The following is a 14409-nucleotide window of genomic DNA, read 5'->3' as shown; positions in this document are numbered from 1 at the left end:
TCTAAAATCTAAAATCTAAAATCTAAAATCTAAAATCTAAAATCTAAAATCAAAACTTCCCCATTTTTTACAAATATTTATTAATCTATTAAACAAATCATTATGAAAGACAATTACAAAAGAATGTCGGTAAAATGGATTCTCATTTTAGTATTGGGTGTTTGTAACCTATCAATTGCCCAGAAAAAAGTTATCGCTTATATTCCCAATTGGGTAGATCTGAATGCTTTTTCAGCTACTATTCAGTACAGTAAATTAACCCACATTAATATTGCGTTCGAAAATCCCGATGCCAATGGTTATTTGAGTTTCAACTCAGGAAGTAATACCATTATTAACGCTGCTCATGCTCAGAATGTAAAAGTTTTTGTTTCCCTTGGCGGAGGCTCAGTTTCAGAAGGCGGTGCAATTCGCGATAATTACTTCAATCTGATTACGCCAGCTAACAGAACAGCATTTGTGCAAAAAATATACGATTACGTAGTAGCCCATAATTTTGACGGGGTTGATGTAGATCTGGAAGGTCCTGCAATAAACGGCGATTATGGCGGATTCGTTATTGCTTTGGCCAATAAGTTGCACGCCAATGGTAAGTTAATTTCAGCAGCCCTTTCAGAAGGATATGGTGGTGCAAATGTACCTTCATCTACTTTTGCAGCGTATGACTGGATCAATATCATGGCTTATGATGCAACAGGCCCGTGGGCACCAAATAATCCGGGACAACATTCTCCGTACAGCATGGCGGTAAATCAGTTTAATTACTGGACCGGAAGAGGATTACCGGCAGCAAAAGCAATTATTGGACTTCCGTTTTACGGATATGGTTTTGGAGCATCGGCCAATCAGGGAATTTCATACGCCAATATCGTAGCGCAATATCCAGGTGCAGAAAATCTGGATCAAGTAGGAAATACGATTTATTACAACGGAATTCCAACTATCAAACAAAAAACAACTTTTGCCATTCAAAATGCCGGCGGTGTTATGATTTGGGAATTATCTCAGGATGCAACAGGTTCAAAATCGTTACTTACAGCCGTTAATCAGGTTATTACAGGAAGTAATCCTCCGGGAACTGGAACTTTGATTCAGGCAGAAAATTATAATACAATGAGTGGTGTTCAGACAGAAGCGACAACAGATACTGGCGGAGGCTTAAATGTGGGTTATTGTGACACAGGAGACTGGATGGCGTATTACAATATAAATTTTCCGACTTCAGGAAATTATGTAATTGAATACCGAGTTGCCAGTGCAGTTAACGGAGCAAAATTATCATCTGATTTAAATGCAGGAACGATTCAGCTTGGAGCAGTAAATGTTCCTAATACGGGAGGATGGCAAAACTGGCAGACGGTTTCGCAAACCGTAAACGTAAATGCAGGAACGTATAATTTCGGAATTTATATTCAAACTTCGGGGGTGAATTTAAACTGGTTCAGAATCACCAAATCGGGATCTGCCTTGGCGGCAAAATCAGCTCCGGCAGATAAAATTCAAAGCCTGACCATTTATCCAAATCCTACGGAAAGCGAACTAAGCTTTAGCGCTGATGTTTCAGGAGGAAATGTAAGCATCATAAATACCGAAGGCGGAGCTACAGTTTCGACCCAAACGGTAAGTAATAACAGTATTGATGTTTCGACTTTAAAATCTGGAATCTACCTAATTTCAGTAGAAAAAGACGGAATCAAAACGGTAAGACGTTTTATTAAAAAATAAGCTTTTTAGAATATAGCCACAGATTAAAGGATTAAACTCAATTCTTTTGATTTGAGACAAAAAAATGTTGCCACGAATTACACTAATTTACACTAATTAGCGGATCACTTAAAAAAGAAATTTGCGAAAATTGGTGCAATTCGTGGCAGAATAATCATTTTAATCTGTGGCTAAATAATAGGCATTTAAAAAATAAACAGTTTAAATCGTAACCCTTTTTTACCCCAAATCATATGAAAAATAATTACAGATTTAGTTTAAGTCTGCTTGTATTTTTGGCCTTTGGAAGTTTTGCCGTCGCGCAGACTTCTTTAGGTTCAAGCAAGACTTTCATGAACAGTTTAAAGAAAGAATTAACCAGTTCCGCAACTTCAAAAAGTACCGAAAAAACAGTTTTGCTTCAGGCAGAACAGGTAAACTTTAGCGGAAAAATAAATTATAAAGAGTCCAATGAAACAAGCGAGTTTTTGATTGGAGAAATTAAAAATATTGCAGAATCTTCCTTTTATATCAAAGTAAAAGATCAATCACTCGAAGGTCATATTCTTTTAAAGAAAACAAAAGAAGCCTATAAATATTATTCTGATGCAAAAGGAAATGCTTATGTCAAAAAAGTTGATATCAATACTTTAGTTTGTATCGATTATAAAAATCAGCCTACATCGACCAATAAAACGACAAGCAAAACAGCTGCCGCTGCAATTGCTCCGGCCTTGCTTAATTTACAAAGTTTACCCGGAGCATCAGGATGTGTAATGCTCGATTTTGACGGTTACAATATGCCGGCAGGAAATCTCTGGAATAACGGAAACGCGATTAATGCCGCGCCATCCGGAATGAGCGATGCCGATGTACAGCAACACTGGGAAGTAGTTTCTGAAGATTACAGACCTTTTAGTGTAAATGTCACTACAAATGAGGCTGTGTTTAATTCTTACCCAAGAAACAGAAGAATGCGCGTGGTGGTAACTCCAACCAATACTGCGGCTCCGGGAGCAGGAGGTGTAGCTTATATTGGATCCTTCAATTGGGACAATGATGTACCTTGCTGGGTATTTATTACCTCGGGTAAATCGGGTGGAGATGCCTCAGCGCATGAAGTTGGGCATACTTTTGATCTGGGACATGACGGACGCACCAATCCTGCCGAAGATTATTTCTTAGGTCTGGACGGAACTTCCTGGGCACCAATTATGGGGGCAGGTTATTACAGACCTGTTGTGCAATGGAGCAAAGGCGAGTACAATTATGCTAATAATTTACAAGATGATGTTGCTACAATTGCCAGCGCCAAATTTGGGGTTGGATATCGCGGAGACGATTATGGAAACAATACCTCGTCTGCAGCGACTTTAGATTATAATGCAAGCGGACAAATTAGTCAGAGAAACGGAGTAATTTCCAGTGAAGCAGACTACGATTTTTTCACTTTTACAACTGGCGGAGGAAATGTTTCTATAAATGCCAATACAGTAAGCCGTGACGGAAACCTACATTTATTAATCCGCTTATATAATTCGGCGGGAGCAGAGGTGGGAACCTATTGGAATTCCGATCCTTTTGCTTTGAATGCTTCTATGAATGTCAATTTGCCTGCAGGTAAATATTTTATTGGCGTTGACGGAAACGGTGCAGGAAATGTGGGCAGCGGAGGTTATTCTGCTTACGGATCTATAGGAAGTTATTCGGTTACCGGAACTATTCCGCCAGGCGGCAATATAAGTCCGTCAACCGATGTAATTACCGTTTATAAAGATTGTAATTATACCGGATTTTCAGGAGGATTAACAATTGGCGATTATAATCTGGCACGTTTAAATTCTTTGGGCATTTTAAATGATGATATTTCTTCGCTTAGAATCACTCAGGGTTTTCAGGCGATTTTATATCAGGATGATAATTTTGGAGGAACTTCAACCGTAATTAATTCTGATAATTCCTGTTTAAATACCACATGGAATGATAAAGTAAGTTCGATTCGCATCATTGCAAATGGGGTTACCACTTTAGGAAATCAGACTTTCTTTCTGCAAAACCGAAACAGCGGCCTCAACATGGATGTCTGGAACGCCAGTATGTCAAACGGAGCCAATATTGCGCAGGGAACAGTAAATACAGGAAACAATCAGAAATTTACATTTACCCATTTAGGCGACGGATTGTATAAGATTATTGCAAACCATAGCGGACAATCGATTGATGTTAATGGTTTTAATAAGGCCAACGGAACTAATGTAGAACAATATCCGTATAATGGTACAACCAATCAGCAGTTTATATTGGTTTCAACCGGAGACGGCTTCTATAAAATTGTAGCCCGTCATAGCGGAAGAATTGTTGAGGTTGCCGGAGCAAGTACAGCAAATGGTGCAAACGTACAGCAATGGGACAACAATAATCAGACTTGCGGACAGTGGAAATTAATTGCCACAACAAGCGCTCAAACGTCTACTTTAATTCAGGCCGAAGATTATTCAGCCATGAGCGGTATTCAGGTTGAAGCTACGACAGATACCGGTGGAGGCTCTAACGTAGGATACACAGAAACGGGCGACTGGCTGGCGTATAACAATATCAATTTCCCAACAACGGGTTCTTATCTAATTGAATATCGCGTAGCAAGCGGTGTTACAGGAGGAAAATTATCTTCTGATTTAAATGGCGGTACTATTATTTTAGGAAATGTTGATGTACCCAATACCGGAGGATGGCAAAACTGGCAAACGGTTACGCAGACGGTAAATGTAAATGCAGGAACCTATAATTTCGGAATCTACATTCAAAATACCGGAATGAATATCAACTGGATCAGAATAACTAAAGTAGGTGCCGGAGCTCCAATTGCTGCTGCCGCTATCGCAGAAGATGAAGAATTGGAAAGTTCAGTATTCAATATTTATCCAAATCCGGTTTCTGAAACGTTATTTTTTACTTTAGATATTGTAGGAGGAAATCTTCACGTAATAGATTCTCAGGGAACGGTTATTGCAACACAGCAAATAAAAGATAACAGTTTGAATGTCTCTGGTTTGAGACAGGGAATTTACTTTGTTGTTTTTGAAAATAATGGAGTAAAAACAATCAAGCGTTTTATAAAAAAATAGTTTAACCCATTTGCCATAATGGTTTTAACTGCATTAAAAGTTAGGTTTTAATGTATTTAAGGCTGTCTGAAAAGTGATTTCAGGCAGCCTTTATTTTAATGAGTTGCCTCTGGTTTTAACCCAATGTCATTAAGTTTAGGAAACAGCCGCACTATTTTATAGAATAAATCTCTCGCAAAGGCGCCAAGACGCAAAGGTTTTGTCATTTCGATCCCGAAGCTTCGGGAGAGAAATCACACGCGGGATTCCGTAAAGTTTGTCTTCAATCTTTGTAGAGTTTCTGGTGCGATTTGCTTCGCCTATTCGCTATCGCTCGGGTCTCCTCCGTCGAAAAGAACTGTGTTTAAAACTTTGCGTCTTAGCGTCTTTGCGAGATTAATTATATTTAAAAAAAAACTTAACTTAATGACATTGGGTTTTATCCGGAGGAAAAAATAAAGTCAATATTCCAGGCTTTAGCCGAACCTTATGTTCAGCTAAGCCTTTTTTAAGAGATAGCATTTAAATACCTCCAGTTGAAACTGGAGGCAATTAAAAATGCTACTATGAACATTTTTATTCAAGCGAAAGATCATAACGTTCTTCGTTAAAGACTTTTCCCCATTCACTTATTTGTTCCGATTTAGTGAGTTGAAAACCTGCTTTTTTATACATTCCAAGAGCGGTGTCCTGTAAGCTTGTAGTAAGAAGAAATACATTTTTAAATCCTTTTTCGCGACAAAAATTTATGGAATCGTTTAAAAGTTTTTTACCAATTCCTAATCCTCTGAAAGATGGGTCCAGCAGAAACCATCTTAATTGTGCTTCTTCGGTGCTTTGATGTACAATGGCAATGCAACCTATAATTTTATTGTTGTATTCTGCCATCCAGATGCGATCATTTTCCGGAGAATATTTTTCTAAAAACTCATAAAAGGTTTTGATGACATACTTTTCAAAATCATTTGAAAAATTAGATTCATTCCCATAAATAAATCCGTGCAAATAAATGATATAACCAATATCGCCGGGAGTAATGTTATGACGATACGTAATATCGGCAGGAGTTGGCTTTTGGGCAGTTAGAAGATTTTTGATATTTTGCATGGAGTTTACCAGATTTTCTTTTTCAATGAAATTCAGACCTTCCATTTTATTTTCAATTTGTTTCTCAGATTTAGCATTAAATCCACGTATTAACTCCTTTCCTGATGAGGTCAGTTTTATATTAAATGCACGTTTATCTTCTGCAGCAATTACTTTTTCGATTAAATTTTCTTTTAAAAAGCGTTTTAATATCCTGCTCAAATAACCTTTATCCAGATTTAGAATTTCTGCTATTTTTTGAGCAGTTATCAGTTCGCTTTCGCTAATCTCATACAGAATACGAACTTCCGTTAGAGAATAATCGCTTTCGAGATAATGCTGGCTTAAAATATCTAAATGAGCAGTGTAAAATCGGTTGAAACTTCTGATTTTTAAAGTTGATGTATTCATAATATAAAATAAAGAAACTGTTTATATTGCAAATATAATAAATAGTTGCTTTTGTCAACTAAATTTTAAAGATTTTTATAAAGATTAAAATAAAGCAGTTCTTTTATACCAATATTTAAGGTAACCCGTTGGGTGCAATTAAAATAGTATAAATTTTGACGCGGATAAGACAGATTCATTATCACGAAAACGCGGACAAAAACGAATTTGCATAAAGAATTAAAAAAAAATCCGTTTTTATCCGCGTTTTTACGGAGTAAATCCGTTTGATCCGCGTGCTCTTTTATTCAAAGAAGCATTTTAAATATAATTACACCCAAAGGGTTTAAGGTATAATTTTGTTTTGGCGAAACTGATCAAACAAATTGAAAAACATTTCTTCAGTATCAATAAACTCATAAAAACCAAGACGTCTGGCTTTTGTTCCATCAGCAAAAAAATCATAATCCCAGGAAAAAACAAAATCGCCAAATTCCCAGCCCACTAATTTCTCATACGAGTGTTTTTCTAAATTGTATTTTTCCTGCATATTTTCCCAAACGGTATTTTTATCTGCCATTACAGTTTTTAATTGCATTTGTAATGGTTGTGCAACCGGAATGCCAAAATAAGCAGCAATTTTTGGCCAGAGTTCTGTCCATCTGAATAAATCTCCATTGGAGATATTAAAAGCCTGATTAGCACAATTAGCATTAGTTGCAGCCCAGACTGTTGCTTTTGCCAATAATCCGGCATCTGTCATTTCCATTAGTTTATCATAGGCTCCAGCTTTTCCCGGAAAACGAAGCGGAATTTTTAATTCTTTTGAAATAGACGCATAAACGGCAATTAATAATGCCAGATTCATTGGGTTTCCTAATGCAGTACCACCAACAACCGAAGGGCGAATGGCACTCCATGTCCAGTTTTTTCCTTGCTGTCTTTTTTCTAAATAATGTTGTTGTGAGGTATTAAATTCCGGAGGCATATGTCCCGCATCGGTTTCCTTGGCTGGAGTTTTAAAAGGACCAAGATGTGCACCATAAACTTTGTAACCCTGCATTAAGCTTATGTGCTGCAGATGTTGAGCGATCGGTTCAATTGCTTCCACCACATTTTGAAGCATTTTCATATTCGGTTCTACAAGTTCAGCCCACGAAGGACGATCCTGATAAGCGGCGTAAAAAATATGAGTAACATTATTTAAGCCAGATAGCTGTTTTTTGCTATCATCAATATCCAGTAAATCAACGGAAATGAATTGTAAATTTTCCTTATTGATTCCGCCTTTTCTGGATAAGCCAACAACGTTCCAGTTTTTTGTAGATAAAAGATAATCGATCAGATTTGTACCAATTACTCCGTTTGCACCCACTACTAATGCAGTGTTTTTATTTGTTTCCATTTTCTTTGTATTTAAAATTCTATTACAAAGATCAGCTGGTTTACAGGGATTAAAAATGAAGTAGATTAGGAAAAAAGGTTGAAGTAGATCAACTTTTATTCTTTAGTTTATTGTTCCGTATTTTCGAAAGAAACTCAGTCGTCATTCCTAAATAGGAGGCAAGGGTATATTGCGGAACACGTTTTACGACCAAAGGAAATTCAGTAACAAAATTAGTGTAGCGTTCTTCGGCCGAAGAGGTAAGATTCATAATAATTCTTCTTTGAAAAGCGGCGGCGGTGCGTTCGGCAGTAATGCGAAAAAAGGTTTCAAATTTTGGATTGGCTTGTTTTAATTTCGTTTCCGTTTCAAAATCGATTTGAAGGATTACAGCATCTTCCAGGGCCACAACAAACATAGTAGCAGGTTTTTGATAGATGTAACTATTATAATCAGAAATCCACCAGTCTTCAATAGCAAACGCAATGGTATGTTCTTGTCCGTCATCTCCAGCGACATAGGCTCTTAAAGCACCTTTTACAACATAACTTCTATATTTTGCTATAAAATCAGGCTGAACAATAAACTGTCTTTTTTTGATATGAGTTATTTTAAATTCAGATACAAACTGATTCATTTCTTCATCAGAAAGTTTAATTCTGGTTTGTAAATGATCTACTAAAGACTGATATTCTGTCATTTGATTTTGGTTTGTTTTTGTTCGGGGCAGATGTTATAATCAAAATTACAAAACATTATTATTCCGTAACACTACGGTAAACTTATTTTGAGTTTAAATCGATAAAATTGCAGCCGTTTACCACTTCAGGATTTATTCAGAACATTATCAGACAATGATATAAAGGCATTTTGAATACCAAAAGAAGAAAATATGCGTTTATAAGAACTGTGGACAGAGGAACGTTTTCAATAAAAAACTATTTTGTCTTCGATACCACATTTAAAATTAAGACACACAAAAGATAAAATTCGTAAAGTCATTTGGCAAGAATAACTAAAAGAGAATTTTTAGATAAAGAAAAAAAAGCCAACCCATTTTTAGCAAAGGCGGCATGTATAAGCCTAATTTGAAAATCGAACAGCCAGTTGTCATAACGGCCGACATTGCTAAAATGGGTTATTTATCTGGAACTGATTTTAAAGATCTGTTTTCAATTCTACACTTCACAATTTAAATATCAAAAGAATTTATTCAAAACAAAAATTAAAACTAAATGTGTTCGTTTGGTTTCCGTTTTTTACCAAAAACTAGTCTTAAATAGTTAGAGTTTTGTTTTCCTGTTACAGGACCAGATTTTGCATGATTTGATGGATAAAATAAAAATGAACTCAAAATTACCCGTTTTTAGGTATCATTTTGGTTTCAAATTAGAATTTGAAACCAAAAAGACCTACAAAATTATTCATAATTATTTGCAATTTGAATAATTTTGACTTAAAGGAATTCAGTTATAATCATTTTCATTATAAAGAGTTAACTTTAGAATTTAGAAGTAGTGACCCTAAATTATAGTTATTTTTTGTAAGAATTGAATTTCTTTTATTTATAAAATAGTTTTAAAAAAAATCAAACCATTTAAAAAATCAAGATTATGAAAAAGTATCACTTATTATTTATTGTTTCTTTAGTATCGCTTACAATGTCGGCCCAAAGTGCGCAGTCATTTTTGCTTAATTTGTACGGAGGTTATACCTTTTCGGACAAAGTAGATTTTGATTCCTCTTACGCTCGTGTGGAGGATGGTTTTGAGTATGGTCTGGGTTTGGAATATTTTATAATGGATAACTCTTCTATAGAATTAAAATACAACAGACTTGATACCAGTATGCCTTTATATACAAAAATTACCTTAGGTCCTGGTCTTCCTGCCGGAAGTCAGGTTAATGCAGGAGATGATAAAGGAGCTATTAATTATATATTAGTAGATTATACGTATTATTTTGGGGGAAGTTCTCAAAAAGTGCTTCCGTTTTTAGGAGCCGGTGCAGGGGTAGCTATACTTGAGTCACCTAAAAGTGGAAGTGGAACTTATTTTGCATGGGAAATTAAAGGAGGTGTAAAAATAAAAACCGATTCACCATTCTCCATTAATCTAAATGCCTATTTGCAATCAATGTCTGCAGCTGTTGGATATGATTACTACTGGGATTACTATTGGGGACCTATAGCAGTTACTGATTATGCTTCAACATTCCAGTTTGGACTTGGTGCTGTTTTAAGTTATGATTTTAGTAAATAATATTTCTAAAAGAGTCATTAACTAAAAAACAGAAATATGAAAAAAATAATTTTATTATTTGCTATCCTTGTCTCAGGATACTCTTTTGCGCAATCTAGTGCAAAAGATGAAGTAGCACTTCTTCAGGATATTTACGGAAAATCGAAAACAGATTTGGTGAGAGAATATATGGCGTTGTCAGATACTCAGACTGCTGCATTTCAGAAAATCTATGATCAGTATGAAGTAGATCGTAAAGCACTTGGACAAAAGAAAATTCAGTTGCTAAACGATTATGCGAGTAATTATGCTACTCTTGATGATGTAAAAGCTGCGGAACTTACAGAAGCAAATTTAAAAAACAATGCCGATTCAGAAAAATTGTTGTCTAAAACCTACGGCAAAGTTAAAAAAGCGATTGGTGGACGTAATGCTGCAAAGTTTGTTCAATTAGAGCAATATTTGCAGGTAACAATAAGAAGTGGCATTCAGGACTCAATTCCTTTTATTGACGAAATTGATAAGTCTAAAATTGGTAAAAAATCATAACGTAAGATCAATATAAAATTGATAGTTAGAAACAATTTTCCAAAACGGATCTTTTGATCCGTTTTGGAATTTGTTTTTTAAGCTAATTCATTTTTAATATGCTTATATAGATGTAGTTATTTTGTAAATTTGTAATGGGATGATATAATAATTGAATGCTATTCCAGAGGTATTTTTGATTGGATTTGTATTCAAATAGAGAGAAGTTAAAATTCTCAAAAATGGCCTTAATATAATTAACATTCAAAATAAAAATATCATGATACATCAAATTGATACAACAGATAATATAGTTGCTTTTAGAGCATTGGCACAAGTAACAAAAGAAGATTTTTTAACCGTGGTTACGCCAGCGGTTGAGCATTTGGTAAAACAAACCAATGAAATCAATTTTTTATTGGTTTTAGATACAGATATTGAAAATTTTAGTCCAGGCGCCTGGCTTGAGGACGCTTTACTTGGTTTGAAACATCTGGGCAAATGGAACAGAGCTGCTATAATTACAGATTCTGAAGAAATAATTTCTTTTACAAATGGCTTTAGTTTTCTGGTTCCGGGTGAATTTCACGGTTTTAAAAAAGAAGCGTTTAATAAAGCTTTAAATTGGGTAGAAGGGAATATTAATCTTGCGTAGGTTATTTTGTTTCAGGCTTAAAATTGTTTCAAGTTTAAATTTGTTTCAAGTTTCAGGTTATGCTCAAATAAAAAAAAGCCACGAATTCACGAATCTTTCTGTATAATAACAGACTATAATTCGTGAATTCGTGGCTAATTTTTTAACCCGTTTCAACGTCAGACTTGAAACTTCAAACCTGAAACCTGAAACTTTTTTTAATGGTTATATTCTATACCGCTGCTGTCGTTTCTTTCTTTTTTTGCTTTAGATGATTTTGCAATTTGTTTGTAGCAAGCTGTTGTTAGTAAAGGCAATGCAAGACTTCCGACAATTGCAGCGCTTGTATTGTGTCCTGTTTTCTTTAAAATTGCGCCTGCCAAAAGTGAGCCCAAACCGGCACACACTAAATGTTTTACAGAGACATTAGCTAAACTATTTGTATTTGAAGGGGTAATTCCGTGCAATAGAGGGTCAATGAATTTTAAATCTTCCATGATTGTAACAATTTATTAATTAAACTTATTTGTATTTAAGAGGACAGCTTTTCGCTGTCGGTTTCATTTTCAATTTTTTCTATTTCTACTTTTTCTTTCTTAATTGCCTGACGAAGCAGCGCAAAAAGACTCATGTAAATATTTGCCATAAAGACCAGCGAAAACCCAGCCAAAATGTATCCTTTCCAATCATTTAACAAAAGTTTATAATCAGAAAGCAACAAAACAGCGATCGTGACATAGTGGCTGAAACAGTATTCGCATGTAAATAAATAAAAAGCCTTGCGAGAGAGTAAAAAGCGATCATTTTGAGAATGCTTTACACACCATTCACGAGGCTCTTTAAATATTTCCTCATGTGTTACAGTCCAGCTTATACAGGCTATCGGAATAGCAAGTAGTACGAGCCAAATAATCTGAGTTCCTATTTCCATAATAAAGTTAGAAATAATTTTTATTCTCTGGGATGATTTTCGGGATAATGTTCAGCATCAAAATCATCTAATTCTTCGTCATTATCCAGATCTCCGTCTTTTTCAAGATCATTTTCATAATCCAGGTCTTCAGTATCAGAATTGTCGTTCCAGTCATTTTCTTTACCGTCATTAGTAATCAAATTATCTTCGTTTACAATTCGTTCTTTATCCGGAATATTTTCAGCTCTAACGGCTGCATTTTGATCAAGGTCATAAGTTTGATGTCTTCCGTCATCAATAAATTCTTCCTGAAATTGATACTGATCTTCGTCCGGGAAATAATTCCCGTTGGAGTCGGCAGGCGTATTCTGTTCTATAAAATCAGGGTCGTACAGACCATAATCTTGGTTGGGTCTCTTTTCCATAATTTATAATTTTATAATTAATATTCAGGATTAGTCTTTTCTGATTCACTACGATTTTTTAGCGTCTTTTGGAGCCGTTTTTGCGTTTGCTTTTTTAGCCGTTGTAGTTTTTTTTGTGGTCGATTTTGTACTATTCATATCAGTACTGTTACTTTTTTTATGATCTGTAGTTTTCATACTATTTAGTTTTAATGTTGAATTTCAAAGTTACTTCCAAACCACATTCTTTATCTTATAAGAAATCGATTCAAAATTGCATAATTAACAGTCAATCAAGATGTAATAATTGTTTCGAATTGTGTAAGTCATTTAGAACTTGATAAATGTATTTTTGAAATGAAAATAATGAAGTGACTAACTTAAATGAAAAGCAATATGGCGTCTGAAAAAGTTATAACCTGCTGTGAAGCTTTAATCGAAAAAAACTTAACTCTGAGCTTTGTAGAAAGTGCTTCAGCAGGAAAAATGTGTTATGAATTCTCTACTGTATTTAATTCCGGAAGAATATTAATAGGAGGAATGGTGTGCTATCATGTTTCTATGAAAGAAGATCTGTTGCAAATTCCGTGGGGAACAATTGAAAAATATACTGCCGAGTCTGCCGTTGTAACAGAACTTATGGCACAAAATTTTCATCGTTACAGTAAATCTGATATTTGTGTGGCGTTAACCGGATTGACTACGCCCGGAGGAAGCGAAAGTTCTTCTAAGCCCATAGGAACTATTTTTATTCATATCATCCTTCCTAAAAAAGAAATAGCAAAGCGATACGAATTTAAAGGAACTCCTGAAAACATCGTCGATCAGGCGATCGATACCGTGGCGAATTTAATTATGAAAGAAATTTAATTACTTCTCCTTTTCATAATAAATAAGAAAGTAAACCATAATTAAGTTTAAGCACAGCGAAATACTATTGGTGATGATAATTGGAAAATCTTCTTTTAAAATCCCATAGATGATCCACACCAGAATTCCGAACGTTAGTATACTAAAAGTTTTAAGCGAAATCTCTTTTACTTTTTTAGTCCTCCAAACTTTAAGAATCTGCGGAATTACAGATATGGTTACACAAGTACCTGCAAAAAGCCCAATTATTTCTGTAAAATTCATATTTGAAATTAATCTTTATAAAATAAAAAAAAATAATCATCCGCCAACCAGTTCACCACCATTTATATGGATAAATTGACCAGTGATATAACTGCTGTCTTCACAAGCCAGAAAAACATACGCAGGTGCAACTTCAGAAGGTTGTCCGGCTCTTCCCATTGGATTATCTTTTCCAAAATCAGACAATTTATCAAAACTGGCTACAATCAATGGTGTCCAGATTGGACCTGGCGCAACACCGTTTACCCTGATTTTTCGCTTAGCAATCATAGTCGATAAGGATCGGGTAAAACTTACAATAGCACCTTTTGTACTTGAATAATCAACCAAATGCTCACTTCCACGATAGGCCGTTACAGAACTGGTATTTATAATACTATCACCTTCTTTTAAATACGGAAGTGCTGCTTTTGTAATATAGAAGTAAGGATAAATATTGGTTTCGAATGTTTTATGAAGCTGAGCCGAAGTAATTTTTTCTAATTCATCCTGAGGAAACTGAACGGCAGCATTATTTACTAAAACATGAATCGTTTTAAATAAAGAAATGCATTGTTTGATGGCACTTTTACAGAATTTTTCATCAGTGAGATCACCGCTTATAATAAGACAGTGCTGACCTTCTTTTTCTATGAGTTCTTTTGTCTTTTGGGCATCTTTATTTTCTTTCAGGTAGACAATGGCAATATTGGCACCTTCGCGTGCAAAATGCACGGCAACGCTTCGGCCAATTCCGCTGTCTCCACCGGTAATAAAAGCAGTTTTGCCCAAAAGTTTTCCGCTTCCGGTGTAGTTTTCTCTTATTATTTCCGGTTCAGGATTCATTTTATATTCGTGTCCCGGAAGTTCCTGTTTTTGCTCTGGAAAATTTACTGGTTTTTTCATGAC

The 14409-nt window shown here is 35.2% G+C and carries 15 protein-coding genes; 6 read left to right on the top strand and 9 right to left on the bottom strand.

Features of this window, described 5'->3' with window-relative positions:
- Positions 1-102 precede the first annotated feature (102 nt).
- Both KHA98_RS09620 and KHA98_RS22895 read left to right on the top strand, forming a co-directional pair.
- Positions 103-1725, top strand: coding sequence for a glycosyl hydrolase family 18 protein (locus KHA98_RS09620; protein WP_213257611.1), 1623 nt, complete (start codon positions 103-105; stop codon positions 1723-1725).
- 233 nt (positions 1726-1958) lie between these two features.
- Positions 1959-4829, top strand: a complete 2871-nt coding sequence (locus KHA98_RS22895) for an RICIN domain-containing protein (protein ID WP_246522260.1) — start codon at positions 1959-1961, stop codon at positions 4827-4829.
- 555 nt (positions 4830-5384) lie between these two features.
- Here KHA98_RS22895 and KHA98_RS09610 read toward each other — a convergent pair.
- The 3 genes from KHA98_RS09610 to KHA98_RS09600 form a co-directional block, all read right to left on the bottom strand.
- On the bottom strand, positions 5385-6305 hold the full coding sequence (locus KHA98_RS09610) for a bifunctional helix-turn-helix transcriptional regulator/GNAT family N-acetyltransferase (RefSeq protein ID WP_213257610.1): 921 nt from the start codon (positions 6303-6305) through the stop codon (positions 5385-5387).
- Between the two features lie 325 nt (positions 6306-6630).
- A complete protein-coding gene (locus KHA98_RS09605) occupies positions 6631-7689 on the bottom strand; it encodes an SDR family oxidoreductase (RefSeq protein ID WP_213257608.1) in 1059 nt (352 codons plus the stop codon).
- An 88-nt stretch (positions 7690-7777) separates the two neighbouring features.
- On the bottom strand, positions 7778-8368 hold the full coding sequence (locus KHA98_RS09600; protein ID WP_213257606.1) for a Crp/Fnr family transcriptional regulator: 591 nt from the start codon (positions 8366-8368) through the stop codon (positions 7778-7780).
- 913 nt (positions 8369-9281) lie between these two features.
- On the opposite strand from KHA98_RS09600, the gene KHA98_RS09595 reads away from it, so the two are divergent.
- The 3 genes from KHA98_RS09595 (at position 9282) to KHA98_RS09585 (ending at position 11091) form a co-directional block, all read left to right on the top strand.
- On the top strand, positions 9282-9929 hold the full coding sequence (locus KHA98_RS09595; RefSeq protein ID WP_213257604.1) for an outer membrane beta-barrel protein: 648 nt from the start codon (positions 9282-9284) through the stop codon (positions 9927-9929).
- 36 nt (positions 9930-9965) lie between these two features.
- Complete coding sequence (locus KHA98_RS09590) at positions 9966-10457, top strand: hypothetical protein (protein ID WP_213257602.1); 492 nt, start codon at positions 9966-9968, stop codon at positions 10455-10457.
- Between the two features lie 259 nt (positions 10458-10716).
- Positions 10717-11091, top strand: a complete 375-nt coding sequence (locus tag KHA98_RS09585) for a SpoIIAA family protein (protein ID WP_213257600.1) — start codon at positions 10717-10719, stop codon at positions 11089-11091.
- Between the two features lie 197 nt (positions 11092-11288).
- Here KHA98_RS09585 and KHA98_RS09580 read toward each other — a convergent pair whose 3' ends face one another.
- The 4 genes from KHA98_RS09580 to KHA98_RS23000 are packed head-to-tail and all read right to left on the bottom strand — an operon-like array spanning position 11289 to position 12585.
- Positions 11289-11567, bottom strand: coding sequence for a PrgI family protein (locus tag KHA98_RS09580; protein WP_213257598.1), 279 nt, complete (start codon positions 11565-11567; stop codon positions 11289-11291).
- Between the two features lie 35 nt (positions 11568-11602).
- Complete coding sequence (locus KHA98_RS09575) at positions 11603-12001, bottom strand: hypothetical protein (RefSeq protein ID WP_213257597.1); 399 nt, start codon at positions 11999-12001, stop codon at positions 11603-11605.
- Between the two features lie 20 nt (positions 12002-12021).
- A complete protein-coding gene (locus KHA98_RS09570) occupies positions 12022-12408 on the bottom strand; it encodes a hypothetical protein (protein WP_213257596.1) in 387 nt (128 codons plus the stop codon).
- A 48-nt stretch (positions 12409-12456) separates the two neighbouring features.
- Positions 12457-12585, bottom strand: a complete 129-nt coding sequence (locus KHA98_RS23000; protein ID WP_262898987.1) for a hypothetical protein — start codon at positions 12583-12585, stop codon at positions 12457-12459.
- Between the two features lie 198 nt (positions 12586-12783).
- On the opposite strand from KHA98_RS23000, the gene KHA98_RS09565 reads away from it, so the two are divergent.
- Entirely contained in the window at positions 12784-13257 is a 474-nt protein-coding gene (locus KHA98_RS09565) for a CinA family protein (protein ID WP_213257594.1), read from the top strand.
- Here KHA98_RS09565 and KHA98_RS09560 read toward each other — a convergent pair whose 3' ends face one another.
- Both KHA98_RS09560 and KHA98_RS09555 read right to left on the bottom strand, forming a co-directional pair.
- A complete protein-coding gene (locus KHA98_RS09560; protein WP_213257587.1) occupies positions 13258-13521 on the bottom strand; it encodes a SemiSWEET family sugar transporter in 264 nt (87 codons plus the stop codon).
- A 36-nt stretch (positions 13522-13557) separates the two neighbouring features.
- A complete protein-coding gene (locus KHA98_RS09555; protein WP_213257586.1) occupies positions 13558-14406 on the bottom strand; it encodes an SDR family oxidoreductase in 849 nt (282 codons plus the stop codon).
- Positions 14407-14409 lie beyond the last annotated feature (3 nt).

The sequence above is a fragment of the Flavobacterium branchiicola genome (assembly GCF_018383905.1).
Lineage (GTDB): Bacteria > Bacteroidota > Bacteroidia > Flavobacteriales > Flavobacteriaceae > Flavobacterium > Flavobacterium branchiicola.
The sequence above is the reverse complement of the archived record's forward strand: the minus strand, read 5'-3'. Positions and strand labels throughout refer to the sequence as shown.

What these genes read in the sequence shown, in the direction of transcription:
- KHA98_RS09620 (WP_213257611.1), top strand. Translation starts at nt 103, where the DNA reads ATGAAAGACAATTACAAAAGAATGTCGGTAAAATGGATTCTCATTTTA.
- KHA98_RS22895 (WP_246522260.1), top strand. Translation starts at nt 1,959, where the DNA reads ATGAAAAATAATTACAGATTTAGTTTAAGTCTGCTTGTATTTTTGGCC.
- KHA98_RS09610 (WP_213257610.1), bottom strand. Translation starts at nt 6,305, where the DNA reads ATGAATACATCAACTTTAAAAATCAGAAGTTTCAACCGATTTTACACT.
- KHA98_RS09605 (WP_213257608.1), bottom strand. Translation starts at nt 7,689, where the DNA reads ATGGAAACAAATAAAAACACTGCATTAGTAGTGGGTGCAAACGGAGTA.
- KHA98_RS09600 (WP_213257606.1), bottom strand. Translation starts at nt 8,368, where the DNA reads ATGACAGAATATCAGTCTTTAGTAGATCATTTACAAACCAGAATTAAA.
- KHA98_RS09595 (WP_213257604.1), top strand. Translation starts at nt 9,282, where the DNA reads ATGAAAAAGTATCACTTATTATTTATTGTTTCTTTAGTATCGCTTACA.
- KHA98_RS09590 (WP_213257602.1), top strand. Translation starts at nt 9,966, where the DNA reads ATGAAAAAAATAATTTTATTATTTGCTATCCTTGTCTCAGGATACTCT.
- KHA98_RS09585 (WP_213257600.1), top strand. Translation starts at nt 10,717, where the DNA reads ATGATACATCAAATTGATACAACAGATAATATAGTTGCTTTTAGAGCA.
- KHA98_RS09580 (WP_213257598.1), bottom strand. Translation starts at nt 11,567, where the DNA reads ATGGAAGATTTAAAATTCATTGACCCTCTATTGCACGGAATTACCCCT.
- KHA98_RS09575 (WP_213257597.1), bottom strand. Translation starts at nt 12,001, where the DNA reads ATGGAAATAGGAACTCAGATTATTTGGCTCGTACTACTTGCTATTCCG.
- KHA98_RS09570 (WP_213257596.1), bottom strand. Translation starts at nt 12,408, where the DNA reads ATGGAAAAGAGACCCAACCAAGATTATGGTCTGTACGACCCTGATTTT.
- KHA98_RS23000 (WP_262898987.1), bottom strand. Translation starts at nt 12,585, where the DNA reads ATGAAAACTACAGATCATAAAAAAAGTAACAGTACTGATATGAATAGT.
- KHA98_RS09565 (WP_213257594.1), top strand. Translation starts at nt 12,784, where the DNA reads ATGGCGTCTGAAAAAGTTATAACCTGCTGTGAAGCTTTAATCGAAAAA.
- KHA98_RS09560 (WP_213257587.1), bottom strand. Translation starts at nt 13,521, where the DNA reads ATGAATTTTACAGAAATAATTGGGCTTTTTGCAGGTACTTGTGTAACC.
- KHA98_RS09555 (WP_213257586.1), bottom strand. Translation starts at nt 14,406, where the DNA reads ATGAAAAAACCAGTAAATTTTCCAGAGCAAAAACAGGAACTTCCGGGA.